This window comes from Streptomyces sp. NPDC037421, assembly GCF_055602105.1.
The window spans coordinates 1-25,129 of the sequence record NZ_JBVJWV010000018.1 but is presented as its reverse complement, the minus strand read 5'-3'; the positions used below and the strand labels follow the sequence as shown (position 1 = coordinate 25,129).

Annotated in this window: 24 protein-coding genes; 14 read left to right on the top strand and 10 right to left on the bottom strand. The window is 70.9% G+C overall.

From position 1 onward, the window contains the following. Positions 1-2 precede the first annotated feature (2 nt). The 4 genes from ACZ7IF_RS24115 to ACZ7IF_RS24100 all read left to right on the top strand — a co-directional run bounded on the left by ACZ7IF_RS24115 (position 3) and on the right by ACZ7IF_RS24100 (position 3,298). A complete protein-coding gene (locus ACZ7IF_RS24115; RefSeq protein WP_470974744.1) occupies positions 3-503 on the top strand; it encodes a low molecular weight protein-tyrosine-phosphatase in 501 nt (166 codons plus the stop codon). Further along, positions 500-1,678, top strand: coding sequence for a cystathionine gamma-lyase (locus ACZ7IF_RS24110; RefSeq protein WP_470974741.1), 1,179 nt, complete (start codon positions 500-502; stop codon positions 1,676-1,678). Before ACZ7IF_RS24115 ends, ACZ7IF_RS24110 begins: the two co-directional genes overlap by 4 nt. A gap of 182 nt (positions 1,679-1,860) precedes the next feature. Beyond that, complete coding sequence (locus tag ACZ7IF_RS24105) at positions 1,861-2,757, top strand: LysR family transcriptional regulator (RefSeq protein ID WP_470974739.1); 897 nt, start codon at positions 1,861-1,863, stop codon at positions 2,755-2,757. 61 nt (positions 2,758-2,818) lie between these two features. Further along, on the top strand, positions 2,819-3,298 hold the full coding sequence (locus tag ACZ7IF_RS24100) for an NUDIX domain-containing protein (RefSeq protein ID WP_470974736.1): 480 nt from the start codon (positions 2,819-2,821) through the stop codon (positions 3,296-3,298). 32 nt (positions 3,299-3,330) lie between these two features. On the opposite strand, the gene ACZ7IF_RS24095 is transcribed toward ACZ7IF_RS24100, so the two are convergent. Beyond that, the gene (locus tag ACZ7IF_RS24095) at positions 3,331-4,515 is read right to left on the bottom strand and encodes a globin domain-containing protein (protein WP_470974732.1); all 1,185 of its coding nucleotides are present in this window, start codon (positions 4,513-4,515) and stop codon (positions 3,331-3,333) included. 141 nt (positions 4,516-4,656) lie between these two features. Next, positions 4,657-5,307 carry an HAD family hydrolase gene (locus ACZ7IF_RS24090; protein WP_470974730.1) on the bottom strand — a complete coding sequence of 217 codons (651 nt, stop codon included), beginning with the start codon at positions 5,305-5,307 and terminating at the stop codon, positions 4,657-4,659. A gap of 115 nt (positions 5,308-5,422) precedes the next feature. Here ACZ7IF_RS24090 and ACZ7IF_RS24085 point away from each other — a divergent pair, with 115 nt between their 5' ends. From ACZ7IF_RS24085 to ACZ7IF_RS24075, 3 genes are read left to right on the top strand one after another with little or no spacing between them, the layout of a single operon-like run. Beyond that, complete coding sequence (locus ACZ7IF_RS24085) at positions 5,423-6,316, top strand: GNAT family N-acetyltransferase (RefSeq protein ID WP_470974727.1); 894 nt, start codon at positions 5,423-5,425, stop codon at positions 6,314-6,316. 16 nt (positions 6,317-6,332) lie between these two features. Next, entirely contained in the window at positions 6,333-6,794 is a 462-nt protein-coding gene (locus ACZ7IF_RS24080) for a GNAT family N-acetyltransferase (protein WP_470974724.1), read from the top strand. A gap of 54 nt (positions 6,795-6,848) precedes the next feature. Continuing rightward, positions 6,849-8,024 carry a winged helix DNA-binding domain-containing protein gene (locus tag ACZ7IF_RS24075; RefSeq protein ID WP_470974721.1) on the top strand — a complete coding sequence of 392 codons (1,176 nt, stop codon included), beginning with the start codon at positions 6,849-6,851 and terminating at the stop codon, positions 8,022-8,024. 24 nt (positions 8,025-8,048) lie between these two features. On the opposite strand, the gene ACZ7IF_RS24070 is transcribed toward ACZ7IF_RS24075, so the two are convergent. Together ACZ7IF_RS24070 and dnaB are read right to left on the bottom strand one after the other, a co-directional pair. Then, positions 8,049-9,434, bottom strand: coding sequence for a serine hydrolase domain-containing protein (locus ACZ7IF_RS24070; RefSeq protein ID WP_470974718.1), 1,386 nt, complete (start codon positions 9,432-9,434; stop codon positions 8,049-8,051). A 9-nt stretch (positions 9,435-9,443) separates the two neighbouring features. Beyond that, positions 9,444-10,907: a replicative DNA helicase gene (gene dnaB / locus ACZ7IF_RS24065; RefSeq protein ID WP_362456874.1), complete on the bottom strand. Its 1,464-nt coding sequence runs from the start codon at positions 10,905-10,907 to the stop codon at positions 9,444-9,446. A 452-nt stretch (positions 10,908-11,359) separates the two neighbouring features. On the opposite strand from dnaB, the gene ACZ7IF_RS24060 reads away from it, so the two are divergent. Next, the gene (locus tag ACZ7IF_RS24060; RefSeq protein ID WP_470974715.1) at positions 11,360-12,697 is read left to right on the top strand and encodes an MATE family efflux transporter; all 1,338 of its coding nucleotides are present in this window, start codon (positions 11,360-11,362) and stop codon (positions 12,695-12,697) included. Positions 12,698-12,810: 113 nt separating this feature from the next. On the opposite strand, the gene rplI is transcribed toward ACZ7IF_RS24060, so the two are convergent. From rplI to rpsF, 4 genes are all read right to left on the bottom strand, one after another. Beyond that, positions 12,811-13,257, bottom strand: coding sequence for a 50S ribosomal protein L9 (gene rplI, locus ACZ7IF_RS24055; RefSeq protein WP_125594108.1), 447 nt, complete (start codon positions 13,255-13,257; stop codon positions 12,811-12,813). An 18-nt stretch (positions 13,258-13,275) separates the two neighbouring features. Next, positions 13,276-13,512 carry a 30S ribosomal protein S18 gene (gene rpsR / locus ACZ7IF_RS24050; protein ID WP_005315025.1) on the bottom strand — a complete coding sequence of 79 codons (237 nt, stop codon included), beginning with the start codon at positions 13,510-13,512 and terminating at the stop codon, positions 13,276-13,278. A 42-nt stretch (positions 13,513-13,554) separates the two neighbouring features. Further along, the gene (locus ACZ7IF_RS24045; protein ID WP_125813384.1) at positions 13,555-14,145 is read right to left on the bottom strand and encodes a single-stranded DNA-binding protein; all 591 of its coding nucleotides are present in this window, start codon (positions 14,143-14,145) and stop codon (positions 13,555-13,557) included. A gap of 72 nt (positions 14,146-14,217) precedes the next feature. Continuing rightward, a complete protein-coding gene (rpsF, locus tag ACZ7IF_RS24040; RefSeq protein ID WP_007265254.1) occupies positions 14,218-14,508 on the bottom strand; it encodes a 30S ribosomal protein S6 in 291 nt (96 codons plus the stop codon). Positions 14,509-14,757: 249 nt separating this feature from the next. Here rpsF and ACZ7IF_RS24035 point away from each other — a divergent pair, with 249 nt between their 5' ends. The 3 genes from ACZ7IF_RS24035 (at position 14,758) to ACZ7IF_RS24025 (ending at position 17,397) form a co-directional block, all read left to right on the top strand. Continuing rightward, positions 14,758-15,081, top strand: a complete 324-nt coding sequence (locus ACZ7IF_RS24035) for a hypothetical protein (protein ID WP_470974713.1) — start codon at positions 14,758-14,760, stop codon at positions 15,079-15,081. Positions 15,082-15,212: 131 nt separating this feature from the next. Further along, positions 15,213-16,331, top strand: coding sequence for a lipid II:glycine glycyltransferase FemX (locus ACZ7IF_RS24030; RefSeq protein WP_470974709.1), 1,119 nt, complete (start codon positions 15,213-15,215; stop codon positions 16,329-16,331). Positions 16,332-16,365: 34 nt separating this feature from the next. After that, positions 16,366-17,397, top strand: a complete 1,032-nt coding sequence (locus ACZ7IF_RS24025; protein WP_007265251.1) for an alanine racemase — start codon at positions 16,366-16,368, stop codon at positions 17,395-17,397. Between the two features lie 33 nt (positions 17,398-17,430). On the opposite strand, the gene ACZ7IF_RS24020 is transcribed toward ACZ7IF_RS24025, so the two are convergent. Both ACZ7IF_RS24020 and ACZ7IF_RS24015 read right to left on the bottom strand, forming a co-directional pair. Further along, positions 17,431-18,915, bottom strand: a complete 1,485-nt coding sequence (locus ACZ7IF_RS24020) for a glycosyltransferase family 87 protein (protein ID WP_470974706.1) — start codon at positions 18,913-18,915, stop codon at positions 17,431-17,433. Between the two features lie 89 nt (positions 18,916-19,004). After that, complete coding sequence (locus ACZ7IF_RS24015) at positions 19,005-21,596, bottom strand: transglycosylase domain-containing protein (protein ID WP_470974704.1); 2,592 nt, start codon at positions 21,594-21,596, stop codon at positions 19,005-19,007. Positions 21,597-21,869: 273 nt separating this feature from the next. Between ACZ7IF_RS24015 and ACZ7IF_RS24010 the strand changes: the two genes are divergently transcribed. The 3 genes from ACZ7IF_RS24010 to ACZ7IF_RS24000 all read left to right on the top strand — a co-directional run bounded on the left by ACZ7IF_RS24010 (position 21,870) and on the right by ACZ7IF_RS24000 (position 25,011). Then, on the top strand, positions 21,870-22,472 hold the full coding sequence (locus ACZ7IF_RS24010; RefSeq protein ID WP_249766869.1) for a PadR family transcriptional regulator: 603 nt from the start codon (positions 21,870-21,872) through the stop codon (positions 22,470-22,472). A gap of 51 nt (positions 22,473-22,523) precedes the next feature. After that, complete coding sequence (locus ACZ7IF_RS24005; RefSeq protein WP_470974699.1) at positions 22,524-23,606, top strand: inositol-3-phosphate synthase; 1,083 nt, start codon at positions 22,524-22,526, stop codon at positions 23,604-23,606. 103 nt (positions 23,607-23,709) lie between these two features. After that, positions 23,710-25,011 (top strand): MFS transporter, encoded by a 1,302-nt coding sequence (locus ACZ7IF_RS24000; protein WP_470974696.1) that lies wholly within the window; start codon positions 23,710-23,712, stop codon positions 25,009-25,011. Positions 25,012-25,129: the final 118 nt, after the last annotated feature.

The window sequence follows — 25,129 nt, the reverse complement described above, 5'->3', positions numbered from 1 at the left end:
CCATGTACCGCGTGTGCTTCGTCTGCACCGGCAACATATGCCGCTCCCCCATGGCCGAGTCGGTCTTCCGCGCCCGCGTCGTCGAGGCCGGCCTCGACGGGCTGGTCGAAGTGGACAGCGCCGGCACCGGCGGCTGGCACGAGGGCGACGGCGCCGACCCGCGCACCGTGGCCGTACTGGAGGCCGCCGGGTACGAGCAGGACCACCGGGCCCGGCAGTTCCGGGCCTCGTGGTTCGACCGCCTCGACCTCGTCATCGCCCTCGACGCCGGCCACCTGCGGGACCTGCGCGAGCTCGCGCCCACCCGGGAGGCCGCCGCCAAGGTCCGGCTGCTGCGCTCGTACGACCCGTCGGCCCCGGCCGGCGTACCGGGCGCGGCGGACGTGCCCGATCCGTACTACGGCCCGTTCGACGGGTTCGAGGAGTGCCTGGCCCTGGTCGAGGCCGCGAGCACCGGCCTGCTGGACTCCGTACGCACCGCCGTGAAGGAGCACGCCCCGTGAACCAGCACACCCCCGGCGAGACGGCCGGGACCCCGGCCCCGGCCGACCGGTACGGCGACGGCACGCGCGCCGTACGCGCCGGACTGCCCGAGCCCGCCAAGAACGAACCGCCGCTGCCCGGGCCGGTCTTCGCCGCGCACTTCCACCTCCCCGGCGAGGTCTCCGGCCCGTACACCTACGGCCGCGACACGAACCCCACGTGGACCCTGCTGGAACGGGCCATCGGGGAACTGGAGGCACCCGGCGCGGAGGGGGTGGAGACCATCGTCTTCGCCTCCGGCATGGCGGCCGTCTCCGCTGTCCTGCTCTCCCAGGCCCGCACCGGCGACACCGTCGTCCTGCCCTCCGACGGCTACCAGGCGCTGCCCCTGGTCCGCGAGCAGCTCGAAGCGTACGGAGTCCACGTGCGCACCGCGCCGACCGGCCAGGACGCGCAGCTGGCCGCCCTCGACGGGGCCCGGCTGCTGTGGATCGAGACCCCGTCCAACCCGGGCCTCGACGTCTGCGACGTACGCCGCCTCGTGGCGGCCGCACACACCGCGGGGGCCCTCGTCGCCGTCGACAACACCCTCGCCACCCCGCTCGGTCAGCGGCCCCTGGAGCTGGGCGCGGACTTCTCCGTCGCCAGCGGCACCAAGGGGCTCACCGGCCACGGGGACCTGCTGCTCGGCTACGTCGTCTGCCGCGACCCGGACCTGGCCGCGGCCGTCCGCCGCTGGCGCAAGATCGTCGGGGCCATCCCGGGTCCCATGGAGGCCTGGCTGGCCCACCGCTCCCTGGCCACCCTCCAGCTGCGGGCCGGGCGCCAGTGGGGCAACGCGCTGATGGTGGCCGAGGCGCTGGCCGACCGGCCCGAGGTCACCGGGCTGCGCTACCCGGGGCTCCCGTCGGACCCCTCCCACAAGACGGCCGTCCGGCAGATGCGCGGCTTCGGCTCGGTGGTCTCCTTCACCCTCCCGGACCGCGCGCACGCGGAACGCTTCATGACCGCCCTGCACCTGGTCGAGGACGCCACCAGCTTCGGCGGAGTCCGCTCCACCGCCGAGCGGCGCGGCCGCTGGGGCGGCGACGACGTGCCGGAGGGCTTCATCCGCTTCTCCGCCGGGGCCGAGGACCCCGAGGACCTGGTCGCCGACGTGCTCCGGGCCCTCGATTCCGCGGCCGCCGGGGCCTGAGCGGCCGAGGGAGCATCAGGGCGGTCCGAGCCTCCCCCCTGGTGGCTCGGACCGCCCCGGGTTCCCCGAGAGAAGAACCACGCCGACAAGGCTAGTTGACTCAGCGTCAGAGTCCAATCACGGTAACGACAGGGGCCTATCGGCATATTTATAGTTGAAGGCCCCCACCGAGAGGGGCCGCCATGGACCTGGCCCTGCTGCGCACCTTCGTCGCCGTGCACCGGGCCGGCTCGTTCACCCGGGCCGCCGCGCTCCTCGGGCTGTCACAGCCCGCCGTCACCTCGCAGATCCGCACCCTGGAACGACAGCTCGGCCGGCCCCTGTTCCACCGGCGCGCCCGGGGCGTCACCCCCACGGCCGTCGGCGACGAACTGGCCCACAAGGCCGCCCCGCACCTCGACGCGCTGCTCCGGATCGCCGAGACCGAGCGGGAGGCCGCCGGAGCCCTGCGGACCCTGCACCTCGCCGGGCCCCCGGAGTTCCTCTGCCTGCGCGTCCTGCCCGCCCTCGCACCCCTGGTCGGCCAGGGCCAGACCCTGCGGACCGCTCTTGCGCCGGGCGCCGAGGAGAACCTCGCCGGTCTGGCCGCCGGGCAGCACGACCTGGTCGTCACCACCGCCCGGCCGCGCGGCGGCCCCTTCACCACGACCGTCCTCTGCGACGAGGAACAGGTGCTGGTCGCCGCTCCCTACTGGGCCGCCCTGGCCGACCCCTCCGCACTGAGCGCTTCCGGCCCCGCGGCACTCGACGGGATCCCGGTCGTCGAGGTCCACGAGAGCCTGCCCCTGGTCACCCGCTACTGGGCCGCCGTCTTCGACTCCGTGCCCGACTCCGCCGCCACCGTCGTGGCGCCCGACCTTCGGGCCGTACTGGAATGCGTCAGGGCCGGCTCCGGTCTCGCCGTCCTGCCCCGCTACCTGTGCCAGGACGCCCTCGACCGCGGTGACGTCGTCTCCCTGCTGGAACCCGCCGTGCCCCCGCTGCGCACCTGGTTCCTCGTCGTACGGGCGGGCAGCCTGGCGCTCGCCCACCTCGCCCGGGCCCACGACCGCCTGCTGCGCGCCGCCGTGCACTGGTGAGCCCCTCGGGTTTCGGACGATGGCGCGTTTCGGAAGGGCGGGCGTGGGCCACTCTTCTCCCATGACCGAACGTCCCGTGGTCAAACGCACCGCCCGCGCGATCCTGCTCGACGGTGGCGACCTGATCCTCATCAAGCGCACCAAGCCCGGCGTCGACCCGTACTGGCTCACTCCCGGCGGCGGTGTGGAAGCCTCGGACAGCACTGTCGTCGACGCCCTCCACCGGGAGCTCCACGAAGAGCTCGGTGCCAAGGTCACCGATGTGGTGCCCTGTTTCGTCGACACCGTCGAGCACATCGACTCCGGGGGAGTGACCGGGGTGAAGGTGCAGCACTTCTTCGTCTGCCGGCTCGAATCCATGGACCCCGGCCTACGCCACGGCCCCGAAGTCGACGAGCCCCAGGGGGAATACGAGATCGTCCGCGTGCCCTTCAGCCGGGTGGGCATCGCCGCCGTCCACCTGGTCCCGCTCTCACTGCGCCACTACCTCGACGGCAACATCGAGGGGGTGCGCGCCATGCACGCCCCCGACCTGGGCTGACGACGCCGGGAGAGCGGCGGGCCGAGCCGTGCTCAGCCGGCCACGCCCGCCAGCTCCTCCAGGGCGTCGTAGCGGATGCGCTCCCCGGGGATCCCGATCCGCTTGAGCGCGTCCACACCGCTGCGGACCATCGCGGGCGGTCCCGAGATGAAGGCGTCGTACGAGCTCCAGGGCCCGTGCTCACCGACCGCCTGCGGCAGCTGCCCGGCCAGCCCCTCGCCGATCACCGGGCGGACCGACAGCCACGGATGGGAGCGCTGCAACCCGAGCAGGGTGTCCTTGTCGTAGAGGTCGTGATCGCTGCGCGCCCCGAAGAAGACCTCCACCGGGCGCCGCTCACCGTGCTCGGCGACGTCCTCGATCAGCGCCTTGATCGGGGCGATGCCGGTACCGCCGCCCAGGCACAGCATCCCGTTGTCGGTGCTGTGGTCCACCACCATCGAACCGGCCGGCGGTCCCAGCCGCAGGACGTCGCCCGGCCGGGCGTGCCGTACCAGGGCGTTGGAGACCCAGCCCGCCGGGACGGCCTTGACGTGGAAGGACAGCAGCCCGTCCGCGCGGGGCGCCGAGGCGAAGGAGTAGTGCCGCCAGACCCGCGGCCACCAAGGGGTCTCCAGACTCGTGTACTGGCCGGCGAGGAACGGGTACGGCTGGTCGGGGCGGACCGTCAGCACGGCGATGTCCGAGGTGCGCAGGTCGTGCGAGACCACCTCGGCGTGCCACCAGGCCGGCGCCTTGGCCTCGTCCTCCGCGGCCGCGTCGATCATCGTCTGCGAGATGGCGGTGTACGCGCGCACCCACGCCGCCTCGGTCTCCGGCCCCCAGGTGAATTCCGCGTACCGGGCCAGCGCGCCGATCAGCGCCTCTCCGACCGCCGGGTAGTGGGCGGACACGGTGCCGTACTTGCGGTGCCCGGCGCCGAGCCGGCGCAGGTACGGGGTCAGCACGGCCGGGTCGTCGATGTGCTCGGCGGCGGTCAGCAGGGCCTTCAGCAGCCGGTCGCGCTGGACGTCCATGGCCGCTGGGAACATCTCCCGGACCTCGGGGTGCCCCGTGAAGACCAGGGCGTAGAAGTACGAGGTCACTTTGTCCGCGACGGGTGCGATCTCCGCGAGGGTCCGGCGGATGAGCACGGCGTCCGGGGAGGGCTCGATCGCACCGCCCCCGGTGGGTATCCGGCCCGTCGGTCTGGCCGATCTGGTGGGCGGAGCGTCCATGCGGTGCCTCGCTTCGAGCATCTCGGTCGGGTCTCACACGCCACGGCCTCGAATCCGTGGTTCCGGGTTTCACAGCGTGCCAGCCGACCGAGAGCCCGGCGGAGGAATGGAAGAAACGGGGTTTCGAACCCCCTTTTCCCCTTAAGATGCCTCGACTCCCGGGCGCGCCGCACCCACGAGCTGGTATGCCTCCCGGAGGTCCCGGCCCTGGTAGACGTACGTGGCCCGCTCCGCCAGATGGGGGCGCGCGTTCACCGCGACCGAGCGCGGCACCGCCTCGAAGAGCACCGCGTCGGTCATGGAGTCCCCGTACGCGACACAGTCGGCCCGGCCCACTCCGAACTGCGCGCACAGCGCGTCCGCGACCTCCACCTTGCGCTCGGGCGTCAGGATCCCGGTCACATCGACGGGGCCGGTGAAGGGCACCGCCGGGAAGACCGAGCCGTGGGCGGCGTGCGCCCCCCACTCCAGCAGCAGCTCCACGAAGAACGAGGGGGACAGCGAGATCACCGCGCAGTAGTCACCGCGCTCCCGGATCTCCGTCCAGACCTCCTGGATGCCCGCCAGCCAAGGCGACCCGTCGAAGGCCGCCCGGACGTGCGCGGGCGTCAGGTCCGCCCACAGCTCGCGGGCCGCGACCGAGAACTCGTGCGGGCCGATCTCCCGCGCGCTGAAGGCCCGCTCCAGCTCGGCGATCTCGGTGTCCACGCCGAGCTGCCGGGAGATCTCCACGGGCGCGGCCGAGCCGTACATCAGGGTGCCGTCGAGGTCGAACAGGTGCAGCGAAGTCATAGCTGCCGAGGCTATCCGCTCCGTCGAACGGAGCGGATGTTTCACGTGAAACATCCGCTGGCCGGATCCCTCAATTCCCTGGACTCGCCATGAGCTGATGATCCACTCTGGGCCGGTGACACCACCACCGCTCACCGACCTGCCGATCCGCGCACTGACCACGGAAGACCTCCGTCACTGCGCCGACCTGTCCGAGGACCGCGGCTGGCCGCGCGAGGACCACAAGTGGGGGCTGCTCCTCGCCGCCGGCGACGGCTACGGCATCGACGCACCCGACGGCCGGGGGCTCGCCGCCGCCTGCGTCGTCACCCGGTACGGAGACATCGCAGCGAAGCCCGACCTCGCCGCCATCGGGATGGTCCTCGTCGCCGACCGGTACGCCCGCAAGGGCCTGGGCCGGCGCCTCATGCGGCACGTGTGCGACGACGTGCTCGCCGGCGTCCCGCTCACCCTGCACGCCACCCCGTACGGCCGCCCGCTCTACGAGGAGATCGGCTTCGACACCACGGGCCGCGCCGAGATGCTCCGGGGCGCCTTCCGCCCCGAGCCGGACGGCCCCGCCGCGGGCCCCGCCGCTGTCCGCGTGCGGCCGGCCTCCGCCGAGGACCTCCAGGGGATCGTCCGGCTGGACACCGAGGTGTTCGGCACCGACCGGACCCACCTCATCACCCGGCTCCCGGCCTTCACCGACAGGCTGCTCGTCGCCGAGGACCGCTCCGGCGCCCTCATCGGCTACGCCGCGATCTGGCCCAACATGGACACCCACGTCGTCGGCCCCCTGATCGCCCGCGACACCGCCACCGCCAAGGCCCTGGTTTCCTCGCTGGCCGCCGGCACCGCACGCGACCTGCGCACCGACGTCGACGTGCGCCACGAGGAACTCCTCGCGTGGCTCAAGGAGCGCGGACTGGAGTCCGTCGCCTTCAACGCCGTCATGACCCGGGACATCCCGGGCCTTCCCGGCGACTGGTCCCGCCGCTGGGCGCCGCTCACCGTCGCCGCCGGCTGAAACGAGGAGACCCCACATGACCGAAGCCCCCGAGCTGACCATCCGCCCGGCCACCGAGGCCGATCTGCCCGACATCGTCGCCATGCTCGCCGACGATCCGCTCGGCGCGACCCGCGAGTCCCCGGACGACCTGGCCCCGTACACCGCGGCACTCAAGCGGCTGACCGACGACCCCCACCAGCACGTCGTCGTCGCGGTCCGCGGCGAGCGCGTCGTGGGCACCCTCCAGCTCACGTTCGTTCCCGGCCTGTCCCGCAAGGGCGCCACCCGCTCCATCATCGAAGGCGTCCGGGTCCACGCCGACGAGCGCGGCACCGGTCTCGGGACCCGGTTCATCGAATGGGCCGTCGAACGGTCCCGGCAGGAGGGCTGCCTGCTGGTCCAGCTCACCTCGGACGTGACCCGCACCGACGCCCACCGGTTCTACGAGCGGCTCGGTTTCACCGCCTCCCACGTGGGGTTCAAGCTCCAGCTCTGAGCGGTCCCGGCACGGGCCGGGCCGCTGTCGGCGGCCCGGCCTACGATCGGGAGGATGAGCCCCAGTCTCCCCGCCATCACCACCGCCGAGCGTCGCCACCGGCTGGGCCGGCGGCACCGCCTGGCTCCCTCCGTCCGCGCCGCCACCACCGGCCAGGCCGCGGACGCCGTGGTCGCCCTGCACGCCACGGACGCCGCGACCGTCTTCCTCTCCGTCCGCGCCCGGCTGGCCGACGGCGGGCCCGCCGCGGTCGAGCAGGCCCTGTACGAGGACGTCAGCGTCGTCCGCATGCTCAGCATGCGCAACACCCTCTTCGCCGTCTCCACCGAACTCGCCCCGTACGTGGACTCGTCCACCGCCCGGGGCATCGCGGTGAAGGAACGCCGGACCCTCCTCAAGCACCTCGCGGAGGACGGCCAGGGGCTCGACGCCGACTGGCTGGAACACGCCGAGGCCGCCGCGCTCGACGCGCTCGACGCCCTGGGCGCCGCGACGGGCAGCCAGCTCTCGGCGGCGGTGCCCGCCCTGCGGCAGAAGATCACCATCGGCCGGGGCAAGAAGTACGAGACCGAGACCGGTGTCGCCACGCGCGTCATCCGTCTCCTGGCCGCCGACGGCCGCATCCGGCGGGACCGGCCGCGCGGGACGTGGACGTCCAGCCAGTTCCGGTGGGTGCACACACAGCCCTGGTCCGCCGTGCCCGCCGCCGAGGCCCGTGCCGAACTCGCCCGCCGCTGGCTCCACGCCTACGGTCCGGCCACCGAGGCCGACCTCAAGTGGTGGACCGGCTGGAGCCTCACCGACGTACGCAAGGCCCTGGCCGCCGTGGGCCCCGAGGAGGTCCGCCTCGACGGCGGCGGCACGGCGCTCGTCTGCCCCGGTGACACCGGGCCCGAGCCGGCCCCGGAACCCTGGGCCGCGCTGCTGCCCGGCCTCGATCCCAGTGCCATGGGCTGGTCGGACCGGGGCTTCCACCTCGACCCCGCCCACCGTCCCGCCCTGTTCGACTACGCGGGCAACATCGGGCCGACCGTGTGGTGGAACGGCGAGATCGTCGGCGGCTGGGCCCAGCGCTCCGACGGGAGGATCGTCTGGCGGCTGCTGGGCAGCCCCGGCCGGGCCGCCGAGGAGGCGGTCGCCGCCGAGGCCGCCCGGCTCGCCGACTGGGTGGGCGACGCCCGGATCACGCCCCGCTTCCGCACCCCGCTGGAGCGCGAGCTCATCGCCTGAGCCGGGCACAGGGCCCGCCGGGCGTCAGCCGATGCCGCGCCAGCCCTGCGGGTCCACCCCGCCGGGCACCGGGGCCGCCGGGTCGTACGGCTCGCGCGTGAAGACGAACGACGCGAGGTCGAGGTGGCTCACGGAGCCGTCCTCACGCCTGACCGCCCGCAGCGTCTCGCCGGCGTAGTAGCCCGTCAGGCCGGTCCAGGTGCCGTCCGGTCCGGCGCGGAAACGGGCCGTCCGGCCGGTGGCGCCGACCGGGCTCAGCTCCAGCGAGCCGTCCTGGTTCAGCCGCAGGACCTGCGCCGAAGTACCCCAGTACCAGGGGCCGCACAGCTCCAGCGGCACCTGGTCGTCCTCCTTGAACGGACGCCACGGCTCGGGGATGCGCGGCTCCGCCTCCGCGACGATCGCGACGAGGTCGGCGGCCACCGTGGAGGCCGGCAGGCCCGAGGTGCAATTCGCCAGTACGACCGCCGCCACGTCGTCCGCCTCGCTGAACCAGAGGCCCGCGACGAACCCGGGCAGCGAACCGCCGTGCCCCGCGATCCGACGTCCGCCCTGGTCCGCCACCTGGAGTCCCAGCCCGTACCCGAGGTCGGCTGAGCCGGGCTCCGGGGGCGCCACCGAAGTACGCATCTCCCGTACGCTCTCGGCACTCAGCACCCGGTCGTCACCCCGCATCAGCAGCCGCGCGAACCGGGCCAGGTCTCCGGTGGTGGACCACAGCTGACCGGCCGCCGCCATCAGCCCCAGGTCCTCGGACGGCTCCGGCATCATCACGTCCGCCCACGGGTGCACCGCCCAGCCGCCCGCGTGCGGAGCCTGCGGCAGACCGCTCGTACGGCCGAGCCCCAGCGGCTCCAGTACCTCGGCGCGCAGCACCTCCTCCCACGGCTTGCCCCGGAGCGCCTCCACGAGCGAACCCAGCAGGGTGTATCCGGGGTTGGAGTAGTGGAACCGGGTCCCCGGCACGTGCTTGAACGGCTCCTCGCCGAGCACGTCGGCGAGCTCCGGCCGCAGCGCCGCCGACGAGCGCTCCCACCACTCGCCCGGGGTCTCCGCCGCGAGACCCGAGGTGTGGGCCAGCAGCTGGGCGATGGTCACCTCGTCCGCGCCGCTCCCGGGCAGGTGCTTGCCCAGCGGGTCCGAGAGGTCCAGCAGGCCCTCGTCGCGCAGCCGCATCACAAGGACGGCGGTGAAGGTCTTGGTGATCGAGCCGATCCGGTACTGCACGTTCCCGTCCGGTCCATGGCCCTCCACGGAGGTCCGGGAGCCCTCCCAGACCACCTCGCCACCGCGTACGACGGCCGCCACCAGCGAAGGGGACCGGCCCTCGCGCTGGGCGACGGCCACCCGGTGCCTCAGGGCACGCCGGGTGGCGGGGAGAAGTTCCAGGTCTTCAGAGAGCGCGTCCATGATCGGATGCTACGTGTTGGCCATGTCCACGAACCGCGAATAATGGCCCTGGAAGGCCACGGTGATGGTGGCCGTCGGACCGTTTCGGTGCTTGGCGACGATCAGGTCCGCCTCGCCCGCGCGGGGCGACTCCTTCTCGTACGCGTCCTCGCGGTGCAGCAGGATCACCATGTCGGCGTCCTGCTCGATCGAGCCGGATTCACGCAGGTCGGAGACCATCGGCTTCTTGTCGGTGCGCTGCTCGGGGCCACGGTTCAGCTGGGAGAGCGCGATCACCGGCACCTCCAGCTCCTTGGCCAGCAGCTTGAGGTTTCGGGACATGTCCGAGACCTCCTGCTGGCGGCTCTCGGGCCGGCGCGAGCCGCCCGACTGCATCAGCTGGAGGTAGTCGATGACGACGAGGGAGAGGTCGTTGCGCTGCTTGAGCCGGCGGCACTTGGCCCGGATCTCCATCATCGACAGGTTGGGGGAGTCGTCGATGTACAGCGGGGCGGCCGAGACGTCCGGCATCCGGCGGGCGAGCCGGGTCCAGTCGTCGTCGGTCATGGTGCCCGAGCGCATGTGGTGCAGCGCCACCCGGGCCTCCGCCGAGAGCAGGCGCATGGCGATCTCGTTGCGGCCCATTTCGAGGGAGAAGATGACGCTCGGCAGGTTGCTCTTGATGGAGCAGGCGCGGGCGAAGTCCAGCGCGAGCGTCGACTTGCCCATGGCGGGGCGGGCGGCGATGACGATCATCTGGCCCGGGTGCAGGCCGTTGGTCAGGGAGTCGAGATCGGTGAAGCCGGTCGGCACGCCGGACATCTGGCCGGAGCGCGAGCCGATCGCCTCGATCTCGTCGAGCGCGCCCTCCATGATGTCGCCCAGCGGCAGGTAGTCCTCGGAGGTCCGCTGCTCGGTGACGGCGTAGATCTCGGCCTGGGCGCTGTTGACGATCTCGTCGACGTCGCCGTCCGCCGCGTAGCCCATCTGTGTGATCTTCGTACCGGCCGCGACGAGGCGGCGCAGGACGGCCCGCTCGTGGACGATCTCCGCGTAGTACTCGGCGTTCGCCGCGGTCGGCACGGACTGCACCAGGGTGTGCAGGTACGAGGCGCCGCCGACCTTGCCGATCTCACCGCGGCGGGTCAGCTCGGCGCCGACCGTGATGGGGTCGGCGGGCTCTCCCTTCGCGTACAGGTCGAGGATGGCCTGGTAGATCGTCTCGTGCGAGGGCCGGTAGAAGTCGTGGCCCTTGAGGACCTCGACCACGTCGGCGATCGCGTCCTTGGACAGCAGCATGCCGCCGAGCACCGACTGCTCGGCGTCCAGGTCCTGCGGCGGGACGCGCTCGAAGCCGCCCCCTCCGCCGTCCCAGGAGCCGCCCTCGCGGCCCCGGTCCTGCTGGTCGTCCCCGCGGCCGCGGCCTTCGCCGCCCCGGCGCGAGCGGGCGGGCAGACGGTCACTGGGACCGCTGTCGGCCCAGGGGTCGTCCATGGGCTCGGGCATGCTCACCGGGCCACCTCCTCCCGTCCGCAACGCGGACCTCGCCGTGGCAATCTTTCTACGACACGGCTCTGACATTTGGGACACCCGAAACGGCTCTGGGCGCGTCGGGCAACGCACAACGGTAGGGCCGCGAGCGACGTCAGCCAATCTTGTTATCCACAGGCTGTGTGGATGAGATGTGGACGACGGACCCAATGCTGTGGGTAAGTCGCCCGAAGCTGTGCACAGAGCGGGGGACGACGCTGTGGACAAAATCACCCACCCCCTCCCGGCACCCCGCCTGACCTGCGACTTTCTCCTCCATCAGCGGCGGTGGAGAAAATTCTTGGCCACTGTCTCAAGATCGCCCCCAACGGGCCGGAAAGAACGCCCAAGTCAGAGGCTTGGTAAGGACCCAAATAACCTTGTATCCATTACCTGTGGAAGATTAGATTGAGCACATGACACAGGCCCCCACCACGGCGAAGTCCACTGCGAGACGACACGACCGCGAGATCCTCGCGCTCGCCGTGCCGGCTTTCGGCGCCCTCGTGGCCGAGCCGCTCTTCGTGATGGCCGACAGCGCCATCGTGGGACACCTCGGCACCCCCCAGCTGGCCGGCCTCGGCGTAGCGGCGGCGCTCCTGACCACCGCCGTGAGCGTCTTCGTCTTCCTCGCCTACGCGACCACCGCGGCCGTGGCCCGGCGCGTCGGCGCCGGCGACCTCCAGGCCGCCATCCGGCAGGGCATGGACGGCATCTGGCTCGCCCTCCTGCTCGGCACCGCGGTCCTCGTCGCCGTCCTGCTCACCGCGCCCGGCCTGGTCTCCCTCTTCGGAGCCTCGGAGACGGCCGCCCCTTACGCAGAAACGTATCTGCGGATCTCCGCGCTCGGCATTCCCGCCATGCTCATGGTCCTGGCGGCCACCGGTGTCATCCGCGGCCTCCAGGACACCCGCACGCCGCTCTACGTGGCCATCGGCGGCTTCGCCCTCAACGGCGCCCTCAACGTGGCCCTGGTCTACGGCGCCGGCCTCGGCATCGCGGGATCGGCCTGGGGCACGGTCATCGCCCAGTGCGCCATGGCCGGCGCGTACCTCTTCGTGGTCGTCCGCGGCGCCCGGCGCCACGGCGCCTCCCTGCGGCCCGACGCGGCCGGCATCCGCGCCTGCGCCCAAGCCGGTGTGCCGCTGCTGGTCCGCACCCTGTCCCTGCGCGCCATCCTGATGATCGCGACCGCCGTGGCGGCCCGGCTGGGGGACGCGGACATCGCGGCCCACCAGATACTGCTGTCCCTCTGGAGCCTGCTCGCCTTCGCCCTGGACGCGATCGCGATCGCCGGCCAGGCCATCATCGGCCGCTACCTGGGTGCCGGCGACACCGAGGAGGCCAGGACGGTCTGCCGGCGGATGCTGATGTGGGGTGTGGTCTCGGGCGTCGTCCTGGGCCTGCTGGTCGTCCTGGCACGTCCCGTGTTCATCCCGCTGTTCACCGGCGACCCCGTGGTCGAGGACGCGTTGCTGCCCGCCCTGCTGGTCGTGGCCCTGAGCCAGCCGGTCTGCGGGATCGTCTTCGTCCTGGACGGAGTGCTGATGGGGGCGGGCGACGGGCGCTACCTGGCGTGGGCGATGCTGCTGACCCTGGCCGTCTTCGCCCCGGCCGCGCTCCTGGTCCCCGCCCTGGGCGGCGGGCTGACGGCGCTCTGGTGGGCCATGACGCTGATGATGCTGGTCCGGATGGCCACCCTCCAGCTCCGCGCCCGCTCCGGCCGCTGGCTGGTCGCGGGAGCCACCCGGTGACCGGGGGATGTTTCACGTGAAACATCCCCCCTGAACACCGCCCAGCCCCTGACGAAGGGCCGGGAACGACGAAGGGCCGCACCCCGGAGGGTGCGGCCCTTCACGCGCTGCCCTTAGGCGGCGACGACCTCGATGCCCACGTTCGCGACGACCTCGGCGTGCAGACGCACGGAGACCTGGTACGAACCGAGGGTCTTGATCGGGGAGCCCAGCTCCACGCGACGCTTGTCGACCTTCGGGCCACCGGAAGCCTCGACCGCAGAAGCGATGTCGGCCGGGGTGACGGAACCGAAGAGGCGACCGGCGTCACCCGCGCGGGTGGCCAGACGGACCTTCACGCCCTCGAGCTTGGCCTTGACCTCGTTGGCCTGCTCGATGGTCGCGATCTCGTGGATCTTGCGGGCGCGGCGGATCTGCGCCACGTCCTTCTCGCCACCCTTGGTCCAGCGGATCGCGAAACCACGCGGGACCAGGTAGTTGCGAGCGTAACCGTCCTTGACGTCGACGACATCGCCGGCGGTGCCGAGGCCAGAGACCTCGTGGGTCAGGATGATCTTCATTAGTCGGTCACCCTTTCCTTATCGCGCGGTGGACGTGTAGGGCAGCAGCGCCATCTCACGGCTGTTCTTCACGGCCGTGGCGACGTCACGCTGGTGCTGCGTGCAGTTGCCGGTAACGCGGCGGGCACGGATCTTGCCGCGGTCGGAAATGAACTTCCGCAGCATGTTCGTGTCCTTGTAGTCCACGTACGCGGTCTTGTCCTTGCAGAACGCGCAGACCTTCTTCTTAGGCTTGCGCACAGGCGGCTTCGCCATTGTGTCTCTCCTGTGTGATCAAGAAGTTTGGAAGGAGCTGCCCTAGAAGGGCGGCTCGTCCGAGTAGCCACCGCCGGAGCCGCCGGAGCTTCCGCCCCAGCCGCCCCCGCCGCCGCCCTGCTGGCCGCCGGCCGGCGCGCTGGACGCCCACGGGTCGTCGGAGGGAGCTCCGCCGCCCTGGGGCCCGTTGCTGGGGGCTCCGCCCCAGCCGCCGCCACCGCCCTGCTGCTGCTGACCGCCGCCGCCGTATCCACCCTGGCCACCGCGACCGGTGGTCTTGGCGACCTTGGCCGTGGCGTTCTTCAGGCTGGGGCCGACTTCCTCGACGTCCAGCTCGTAGACCGTGCGCTTGACACCCTCACGGTCCTCGTAGGACCGCTGCCGCAGCCGGCCCTGCACGATGACGCGCATGCCCCGCTGAAGGGACTCGGCGACGTTCTCAGCCGCCTGCCGCCACACCGAGCAGGTCAGGAACAGGCTCTCGCCGTCCTTCCACTCGTTGGTCTGACGGTCGAAGGTGCGGGGGGTGGACGCGACACGGAACTTCGCGACCGCCGCACCCGAGGGGGTGAAGCGCAGCTCGGGGTCGTCGACGAGATTGCCGACGACCGTGATGACGGTCTCGCCTGCCATGGATGAACCTCTCGGCGGGGATTGCTGCTGGGCTGCTGTGCTACTCGGTCCCGATTACCGCTGAACCGAAGTTCAGTGGGTCTCGGGGCGGAGGACCTTGGTCCGGAGAACCGACTCGTTCAGGTTCATCTGGCGGTCGAGCTCCTTGACGACCGCAGGCTCGGCCTGCAGGTCGAGGACCGAGTAGATGCCCTCGGGCTTCTTCTTGATCTCGTAAGCGAGACGACGACGGCCCCAGGTGTCGACCTTCTCGACCTTTCCGTTGCCCTCACGGACGACGGAGAGGAAGTTCTCGATCAGGGGGGCGACAGCGCGCTCCTCCAGATCGGGGTCGAGGATGACCATCACTTCGTAGTGACGCATGTGGAACCCACCTCCTTTGGACTCAGCGGCCACGGTCGTTCCGTGGCAGGAGGGTCGTGATGCGTGCGCACGGCGTCCGAGAGCAGACACCGCGCAGCTGTACAGACTACCTGCTCGCGTCCTTCCGGTTGAAATCCGGCAGGAGAGGGCCACAATCTGTATCCATCGGGTGTGCCGGTGCCGTGCCCCCCGCCCCAGGCCGGAGGCAGCGCCGCGCACCGCTCTGCGTCAGCCAGGAGGTGCCTTCCGATGGCACAGGCAATGCATCCCCAGTCCTCGCGCCCGCCGATCTCGCTCCTCTCCACCGACGGCAAGCCCCACCCGGTCCAGGACACCCTGATGGTGGTCACCCTGGTCCTCGGCGCCGTGGCGTTCGTCACTGCGTTCTTCCACAATCTGCACCTGCTCAGTTCCTGGGCCGGGCTGATCGGGATCGGGACCGGGCTGTACGGACAGTTCATCTCCGCCACCACCCGCGAGCGCTTCGCGCTGATCATCGGCCTTGGCGCGTCTGCCATCGGCTTCATGCTCGGAATGGCGCACGGCGGCCTCTTCGGCGGCTGGCTGGGCTGACCGGGGGACCTCCGCGACGGGGCGCCGGCCTCCCTCCGGCCCAGGCACCGGCCTGTCCCCCAGATGGGTGGCGCCACCGTCGCAGTAGGCTTCGCGCCATAGCAGCGAAGCCGCCGGAGGAGACACCCCGCATGAGCCTGTCCCTGAGCACCATCAGCCGAGAGCAGCATCTGGCGTACCTCCAGAGCCTGCCTTCGGCTAGCCACTGCCAGGTCCCGGCATGGGCCGACGTCAAGAACGAGTGGCGGTCGGAGAACCTCGGCTGGTTCGACAAGAACGGCGAACTCGTCGGCGTCGCACTCGTGTTGTACCGCCAGCTGCCCAAGGTGAAGCGGTACCTCGCGTACCTCCCCGAGGGCCCGGTCATCAACTGGTACGCCCCGAACCTGGACGAGTGGCTCCAGCCGATGCTGGCCCACCTCAAGCAGCAGGGCGCCTTCACCGTGAAGATGGGTCCGCCCGTCGTCATCCGCCGCTGGAACTCGGCCGCCATCAAGGCCGGCATCCAGGACCCCGAGGTCAAGCGCCTGCGTGACGTGGAGGCCTCGCACATCGAGCCCCGCGCCTTCGAGGTGTCCGACAAGCTGCGCCGCATGGGCTGGCAGCAGGGCGAGGACGGCGGCGCCGGCTTCGGCGACGTCCAGCCCCGCTACGTGTTCCAGGTCCCGCTGGCCAACCGCTCCCTGGACGACGTCCTCAAGGGCTTCAACCAGCTGTGGCGCCGCAACATCAAGAAGGCCGAGAAGGCCGGCGTCGAGGTCGTCCAGGGCCGCTACGAGGACCTGCCGACCTGGCAGTACCTCTACGAGATCACGGCCGAGCGCGACAAGTTCCGCCCGCGCCCGCTCAGTTACTTCCAGCGTCAGTGGACGGCCCTCAACTCCGAGGACCCCAACCGCATGCGCCTGTACATCGCGAAGCACGAGGGTGAGCCGCTGGCCGCCGCCACGATGATCACCGTCGGCCAGCACGTCTGGTACTCGTACGGCGCATCCGCGAACCACAAGCGCGAGGTCCGCCCCTCGAACGCGATGCAGTGGCGCATGCTGCGCGATTCGTACGCACTGGGTGCCAGCGTCTACGACCTGCGCGGCATCTCTGACACGCTGGACGAGAACGACCACCTGTTCGGCCTGATCCAGTTCAAGGTCGGTACGGGCGGCGAGGCCGTCGAGTACGTCGGCGAGTGGGATTTCCCGCTCAACAAGGTGCTGCACAAGGCGCTCGACATCTACATGTCGCGCCGCTGACCCAGCTGTTTTTCGAGAGAGGTTCCGGACGGGCATGGCGCTCACGCTCTACGTCGACACCGCGCGCTGGCGTGCGCACCAGAAGCAGATCACGGACCAGTTCCCCGGTCTGATCCCGGTCTGCAAGGGCAACGGCTACGGCTTCGGCCACGAGCGGCTGTGCGAGGAGGCGACCCGGATGGGCGCCGACATCCTGGCCGTCGGCACCACGTACGAAGCCGCGAGCATCAAGGACCACTTCGGCGGCGACCTGCTCGTCCTCACCCCCTTCCGGCGGGGTGAGGACCCGGTGCCGCTGCCCGACCGGGTGATCCGCTCGGTGGCCTCGGTGGACGGGGTCCGCGGCCTGGTCGGAGCCCGTGTGGTCATCGAGTGCATGAGCTCGATGCGCCGCCACGGCATCTCCGAGCAGGACCTCGGCCTGCTCCAGTCGGCGATCGAGGACGTGCGGCTGGAGGGCTTCGCCCTGCACCTGCCGCTGGACCGCCCCGACGGCTCGGACGCCGTCGAGGAGGTCATCGGCTGGATGGACCGGCTGCGCGCGGCCCGGCTGCCGCTGCACACCATGTTCGTCAGCCACCTGCGGGCCGAGGAGCTGGCGCGGCTCCAGCAGCAGTTCCCGCAGACCCGCTTCCGGGCCCGCATCGGCACCCGCCTGTGGCTGGGCGACCACGACGCGACCCAGTACCGGGGCTCGGTCCTGGACGTCACCCGGGTCGCCAAGGGCGACCGCTTCGGCTACCGCCAGCAGAAGGCCGCCTCCGACGGCTGGCTGGTCGTGGTCGCGGGCGGCACCTCCCACGGCGTGGGCCTGGAGGCCCCCAAGGCCCTCCACGGGATGATGCCGCGCGCCAAGGGCGTCGCCCGGGCCGGTCTGGCCACGGTCAACCGGAACCTGTCGCCCTTCGTCTGGGCGGGCAAGCAGCGCTGGTTCGCCGAGCCGCCGCACATGCAGGTGTCGATCCTGTTCGTGCCCTCGGACGCGACCGAGCCGAAGGTGGGCGACGAGCTGGTGGCCCACCTGCGCCACACCACGACGCAGTTCGACCGGGTGCTCGACTCCTGAGCCGGCCCCCGGTTCCCGGGCCAGCAGGCCCGGTCAGTCCCTGGGGTCCACGCCCCAGGCGACCCGCTGTCCCTCCGAAGGCGCCGCGTACCGCGGCGCCTTCGCCCTTTCCGAGAGGGTGAAGACGTCCTCGGCCCCGTCCAGCACGCCGCCGGAGGGGTCGTCCGAGCCGTCGCGCCGCACGACGTCGCGCTCGGGCAGCAGGATGTCGCGTACGACGACGGCGCACAGGTACAGCGTGGCCAGCAGGTGGGCGGCGATGGCCAGCTGGTAGCCCTCCACGGGCAGGCCCTGGTGCTTGTCCCCGCTGCTGGTGTAGGCGAGGTAGAACCAGATCCCGAGGTAGTACGCGATCTCGCCCGCCTGCCAGATCAGGAAGTCCCGCCAGCGGGGGCGGGCCAGCACGGCGAGCGGGACGAGCCACAGCACGTACTGCGGCGAGTACACCTTGTTGGCCAGGATGAACGCGGCGACGACCAGGAAGGCCAGCTGGGCGAAGCGCGGGCGCCTGGGGGCCGTCAGGGTGAGCAGTCCGATGGCGAGGCACAGCAGCAGGGTGAGCCCGGTCGCGTACGTGTTGGCCCCTTCGAGGGGGTTGCCGGTGCGCTGGGAGATCAGCAGCCAGACGGAGCCGAAGTCGATGGGCCGCTCCTGGCTGAACTCGTAGAACCGCTTCCAGCCGTCCCAGGCGAAGTACATGACCGGGCCGTTCACCAGGAGCCAGGAGGCGGCCGCGCCGAGGGCGGCGGCGCCGAACGCCCGCCACTTCCCGGCCCGCCAGCAGAGCACGAAGAGCACTCCGAGCAGCAGGACGGGGTAGAGCTTGGCCGCGGTCGCCAGGCCGATGAAGACGCCGGCGAGCAGGGGCCGGCCGCGCGACCACATCAGCATCGCGACGGCGGCGAGGGCCACCGCCGGCAGGTCCCAGTTGATGGTGGCGTTGAGCGCGAAGGCCGGTGCCAGGGCGAGGAGCAGGGCGTCCCAGGGCCTGCGGCGGTGGGTGCGGGCGACGCAGACGGCGATGACGGCGGCGCAGGCCATCAGCATGCCCGCGTTGACCATCCAGTACATCTGCTCGCGGTGCTGGATGGAGCCGGCGGTGGGCGTCATCCAGGAGGCGACCTGCATGAAGGCCCCGGTGAGCACCGGGTACTCGAGGTACTGCATGCCGCCGTACTTCGGGTCGGTCGCGACGTCGGGGAACTCGTCGCGGTAGGGCACGAGGCCGTCGGCGAAGCCGCGGGCGGAGTACAGGTGCGGGATGTCGGAGTAGCAGGCGTGGGTGTACTGCGAGCCCGCTCCCCGGAACCAGGCCCAGTCGTAGCAGGGCAGCTTCTGCACCATGCCCAGGGCGAACATGCCGAGGGCCACGAGGACCACGACACGGACCGGGCTCAGCCAGTGGCCTCCCAGCCGGGCGTGGCGTCCGACCGGTCCCCCGATGAACTCGCTGCCGGCGGCGGCGACCTCGTCGTGCTGGGTGGGCGGTACGGGGCGGTCCTCGTGCACCTTGGTCATGGCGCCCATCCTGCCGTACCGCGCCGTGTACGGGGGAGGACCGCCGCACGGTGTGCGACGGCCCTCTCAGGCGCGGTACGGGGTCCGGGTCAGCCGGAGGCGCCCATGATGCTGCCCCAGTTGCTCGATCCGCCCGGGCGGCCGGGGCGCGTGGTCGGGGAGGGCATCGTGGTGGTGCCGCCGTCGGGGGAGCCGCCGGAGCCGGTGCCGCCGTCGGCTCCCGCGTTCGCGCCGCCGGTGACCGTCGGGTCGCAGTTCAGGTTCCAGGGCCTGGGCTTGCAGGTCGGCTTGCCGTTGCCGGACGGCGACGGGGACACCGAGGGCGAGGTGCTGGGCGAGGGCGATACCGGGACGGAGGGCGACGGTACGGCCGAGGGGGTGGGCTGGGGGGCGCCGGCCGCGTCCGCGATGACGCCGATGTCCTCGGCCTCCGGGAACTGCTTGACCGGGGTGCCCTTGAGCGCCTCGCGCATGTACTCGGTCCAGATGGCCGCCGGGATGTCACCACCGTGGATGGAGTCGACCCCGCCCACGTGGTTCATGGACATGAGCTCCTTGTTCTTGGAGGTCGGGTCGTTGCGGAAGAGGGTGACCGAGGTGGACAGCTCCGGGGTGTAGCCGACGAACCAGGCCGACTTGTTCTGGTCGGTGGTGCCGGTCTTGCCGGCCGCGGGCCGGCCCAGCTTCTTCGCCTTGGTTCCGGTGCCGTTCTCGACGACGTTGCGCAGGACCTTGGTGACGTTGTCCGCGATGGAGTCGTCCATGGCGCGGGACTCCTTGGGCGGGGCGAAGCCGGGCACCTCCTTGCCGTCCTTGACGACCTTCTTCACGGAGAAGGGCTCCCGGTGGGTGCCGGAGGCGGCGAAGGTGGCGTAGGAGTCGGCCATGCGGATGGCGCTGGGCGTCGAGGTGCCGAGGGCGAAGGAGGCGTTGTTGTTCTTGTCCATCGACTCCTCCAGGATCCCGGTCGATTTCGCGACCTCGCGGACCTTGCTGTGGCCGACGTCGAAGACGAGCTGGGCGAACGGGACGTTGATGGACTTCTCCATCGCCTCGTTGAGGGTCACGTAGCCGTAGGGGTACTCGCTCTCGTTCTTCTGCCGGAACGGCGTCCCGTCGTTGGCGAGCAGCGGCTTGCCCTCACGGTTGTTGATCACGGTGAGGTCGTCGGCGTTGTACTTGCTGTCGACCGAGATGCCCGAGCCCTTGGAGTTCTGCGTGCCGTACTGCATGGCGGCCGCGAGGACGTACGGCTTCCAGGTCGAGCCGACGGGGACGCCGGAGGTGTTGGCGTTGTTGGCGAAGTACTTGTGGTCCCAGCCGGGCCCGCCGTACAGGGCCACGATCGCCCCGGACTTCACGTCCACGGAGGCGGCGCCGAACTGCACGAAGGTGTCGTACTGGGGCCGCTTCTTCTCGTCGAGGAAGTCGTTGCGGGTGTCCTCCACCGCCTTGACCAGGGCGTCCACCCTGGGCTTCTCGAAGGTGGTGGTGATCGTGTAGCCGCCGAGCGCCATCTTCTCGGCGGTGATGCCGGTGGTCTTCATGACGTACTGCTTGGCCACCTCGACGAGGTAGCCGGTCTGGCCGGACATCCCGCGGGCCTGCTCGGAGTCCACCCGGGCGGGGAACTCCCTGTACTTGTCCCGCTCCGCCTTGGCCATGCGCCCCACCGCGACCTCGCGGTCGAGTACCCACGCCCAGCGGAGCCGGGCGCGCTTCTCGTTGGCCTCCGGGGTGGCGGCCGTACCGATGCCGCCGTCCGGGTTGTAGAGGTTCGGGCCCTTGAGCATGGCGGCGAGGAAGGCGCTCTCGGACGGGTTGAGGTCCTTGGCGTCCTTGCCGAAGTAGGCGCGGGCGGCGGCCTGGATGCCGTAGGCGTCGCGGCCGTAGTAGGCGGTGTTCAGGTAGCCGGCGAGGACGACGTCCTTCTCCTCGCCGACACCCAGCTTGATCGCGATGAAGAGCTCGGTGACCTTGCGCTTGAGGGTCTGCTCGGAGTCGAGGTAGTTGTTCTTGACGTACTGCTGGGTGATGGTCGAGCCGCCCTGGGTGGAACCGCCGGTGGCCATGTTCACCACGGCCCGCGCGATGCCCATCGGGTCGACGCCCTTGTCCGTCTCGAACGACTCGTTCTCGGCCGCGATCACCGCATTCCGCATGGACAGGGGAATCTGGTCGATCGGGACGATCTGCCTGTTCGTGGTGCCGCCGGTGGCGACCATCTGGGTTCCGTCGGCCCACTGGAAGACGTTGTTCTGCGCCTTGGCGGCCTTGTTCACGTCCGGGGTGCCCACGCTGGCGATGCCGATGCCGGCGCCCGCGAAGATCACTGCGAAGAAGCCCAGGAAGGTACCGCCGACCAGCTTCCAGGACGGCACGAAACGCTTCCAGCCGACCTTGCCGGCACGGGGGTAGTCGATGAACCGACCGCCTCCCTTTCCGCCCCTGCCCCCCTTCCCACCTGCGCGTCCGCGGCCGGCTGGGCTCCGCTGGGCAGCCCGGCGGGCATCGGCGCGGCTCCCGTGCGCCCCGTGTTCCGCATACGGTCCGCCGGGCGGCGCCGCGGGGACGTCACGGCCGGGTCCGGCACCACGGCCGGGGTGCTGCGGGGCGGCCCTGCGGGACGCGGCGCGGCCGCCGCCCTGGGGCTGCGGCGGTTTACGGCGGTGCTCGCTCATCGAACGACTACTCCTCGGGCAGGCGAGTGGCCTGGAAGCGGCAGGTGATTCCGGTTCCCCCCCGGTGGTCCTGCCGCACAGACTACGCACGGCCAAAACCCAACCAGTGCCGAAGTTCACCCCAAATCAGGCAACTTGCGTCGTACGAATCGGTGATGTGACGCCGGTCACCACGTCACCGCTTGTCGCTTCGAGCAGCCCGTTCTATCGTCTGGATGTATCGAGCCGATACATCAGCTCGACATAAACTCCGAAGCAGAGAGAGGGAGGCGGATGAGCAGGCGCTCCGGCATCCTCGAGTTCGCCGTCCTCGGCCTGCTTCGTGAATCCCCCATGCACGGTTACGAGCTCCGCAAGCGGCTCAACACCTCGCTGGGGGTGTTCAGGGCGTTCAGCTACGGGACTCTCTACCCCTGCCTCAAGACTCTGGTCGCAAACGGCTGGTTGATCGAAGAACCGGGGAACGCCCCGGAAGACGCTCTCGCCGCTTCACTCGCAGGGCGCCGCGCCAAGATCGTCTACCGGTTGACGGCAGCAGGTAAGGAGCACTTCGAAGAGCTCCTCTCCCACACCGGCCCCGACACATGGGAGGACGAGTCCTTCGCCGCCCGCTTCGCCTTCTTCGGCCAGACCGAGCGAGATGTGCGGATGCGGGTACTGGAGGGCCGCCGCAGCCGGCTGGAGGAGCGCCTGGAGAAGATGCGCGCCTCGCTCGCCCGTACACGGGAACGCCTGGACGACTACACGCTCGAGCTGCAGCGGCACGGAATGGAATCCGTCGAGCGTGAAGTGCGCTGGCTCAACGAGCTCATCGAGAGCGAGCGGGCGGGACGTGATCGGAGACGATCCGGACCGCCCGACGAAACTGCAAAGTGAGGCCTGTATCTCGCAGGCCTCGTTTCCGAGAACAAACAGGGAGCAACCGGAATGGGTTCGGTTCGCGTAGCCATCGTCGGCGTGGGCAACTGCGCCGCCTCGCTGGTGCAGGGCGTCGAGTACTACAAGGACGCCGACCCGGCGTCCAAGGTCCCCGGTCTGATGCACGTCCAGTTCGGCGACTACCACGTGGGTGACGTCGAGTTCGTCGCCGCTTTCGACGTCGACGCGAAGAAGGTCGGCCTCGACCTTTCGGACGCCATCGGCGCCAGCGAGAACAACACCATCAAGATCTGCGACGTCCCGAACTCGGGCGTGACCGTTCAGCGCGGCCACACCCTGGACGGTCTGGGCAAGTACTACCGCCAGACCATCGAGGAGTCCGCCGAGGCCCCGGTCGACGTGGTCCAGATCCTCAAGGACCGTCAGGTCGACGTCCTCGTCTGCTACCTCCCGGTCGGTTCCGAAGAGGCCGCGAAGTTCTACGCCCAGTGCGCCATCGACGCCAAGGTCGCCTTCGTCAACGCCCTCCCGGTCTTCATCGCCGGCACCAAGGAGTGGGCCGACAAGTTCACCGAGGCCGGTGTCCCGATCGTCGGCGACGACATCAAGTCCCAGGTCGGCGCCACCATCACGCACCGCGTGATGGCGAAGCTGTTCGAAGACCGCGGTGTCCGTCTCGAGCGCACCATGCAGCTCAACGTCGGCGGCAACATGGACTTCAAGAACATGCTGGAGCGCGACCGCCTCGAGTCGAAGAAGATCTCGAAGACGCAGGCCGTCACCTCGCAGATCCCCGACCGTGAGCTCGGCGACAAGAACGTCCACATCGGCCCGTCCGACTACGTCGCGTGGCTCGACGACCGCAAGTGGGCCTACGTCCGCCTCGAGGGCCGCGCGTTCGGCGACGTCCCGCTGAACCTCGAGTACAAGCTCGAGGTGTGGGACTCCCCGAACTCCGCCGGTGTCATCATCGACGCCGTGCGCGCTGCGAAGATCGCCAAGGACCGCGGCATCGGCGGCCCGATCCTGTCGGCCTCCAGCTACTTCATGAAGTCCCCGCCGGTCCAGTACTTCGACGACGAGGCCTACGCCAACGTCGAGAAGTTCATCAAGGGCGAGGTCGAGCGCTAGTCGGCCCAAGGGTCCTCCGGACACCTGGTCTTCGACCGTTCTTCCACCGAGGGTCCCCGGACGATGTGTCCGGGGACCCTCGGTGTGTGTGACCCTTGCCCTCATGCCAGTCGTAGGTGATCTGCGCGTACTCCTGCGCCTGAGGGACTTCCGCAACCTGCTCGCCGTACGGCTGTTCTCCCAGGCAGCCGACGGCGTCTACCAGGTCGCGCTCGCCACCTACGTGGTCTTCTCCCCCGAGAAGCAGACCTCGCCGGCGGCCATCGCCTCGGCCATGGCGGTACTGCTGCTGCCCTACTCGGCGATCGGGCCCTTCGCCGGGGTGCTGCTGGACCGGTGGCGCCGGCGCCAGGTCTTCCTCTACGGCAACCTGCTTCGGGCCCTGCTCGCCTGTGTGACCGGCGTGCTGATCGTCGTCCACGTCCCCGACTGGCTCTTCTACGCCTCGGCCCTGTCCGTGACGGCGGTCAACCGCTTCGTCCTGGCCGGGCTCGCCGCGTCCCTGCCCCATGTCGTCCGTGCCGACCAGCTGGTCACCGCGAACGCCCTCTCGCCCACCGCCGGCACCCTCGCGGCGGTCGCCGGAGGAGGGCTGGCCTTCCTCGTCCGGCTGCTGGCCTCGGGGTCCAACGCCCTCGTCGTCCTGCTCGGTGCCGCCCTCTACCTGTGCGCGGCCCTGGTCTCGCTCCGCCTGGCCATCGGGCTCCTGGGGCCCGATCACCGGGGCGGGCCCGACCATCCCTCGTTCCTCGAAGGGATCGCCCTCACGGTCCGGGGCATGGCCGAGGGCCTCAGGCACCTCGCCGGCCGCCGGGAGGCCGCGCGGGCGCTGGCCGCGATGACCCTGATGCGGTTCTGCTACGGCGCCCTGACCGTGATGCTGCTGATGCTCTGCCGCTACTCCTGGTCGGACGACGAGTCCGACGGGCTGGCCCTGCTGGGGATCGCCGTCGGGGTGTCCGGGGCCGGATTCTTCGCGGCCGCCCTCGTCACCCCCTGGCTGGTGAACCGTCTCGGACCGCTGGGCTGGATCGTCGTCTGCTCGGCGGCCTCGGCCGTGCTGGTGCCCGCGCTCGGGCTCTTCTTCGCGCCCGGGCCCATGCTCGTCGCCGCGTTCGTCCTCGGCCTCACCACCCAGGGCGCCAAGATCTCCACCGACACGGTCCTGCAGTCCCGGGTGGACGACGAGTTCAGGGGACGGGTCTTCTCCGTCTACGACGTGCTCTTCAACATCGCCTTCGTCGGGGCGGCCGCCGTGGCGTCCCTCATGCTCCCCACCGACGGCCGGTCCGTCACCCTGCTCATCAGCGTGGCCCTGCTCTACGCGGCCACGGCCGCCTTCCTGCGCCGGGACGGGGCTCCTCCCCCGGCTACCGCGCGGAGTCACCCCCGGAGCCCCCGGTGAGACTTCGCCCCGGTAACGGCCGCGGGGGGGGGGGGGGGGGGGGGGGGGGGGGGGGGGGGGGGGGGGGGGGGGGGGGGGGGGGGGGGGGGGGGGGGGGGGGGGGGGGGGGGGGGGGGGG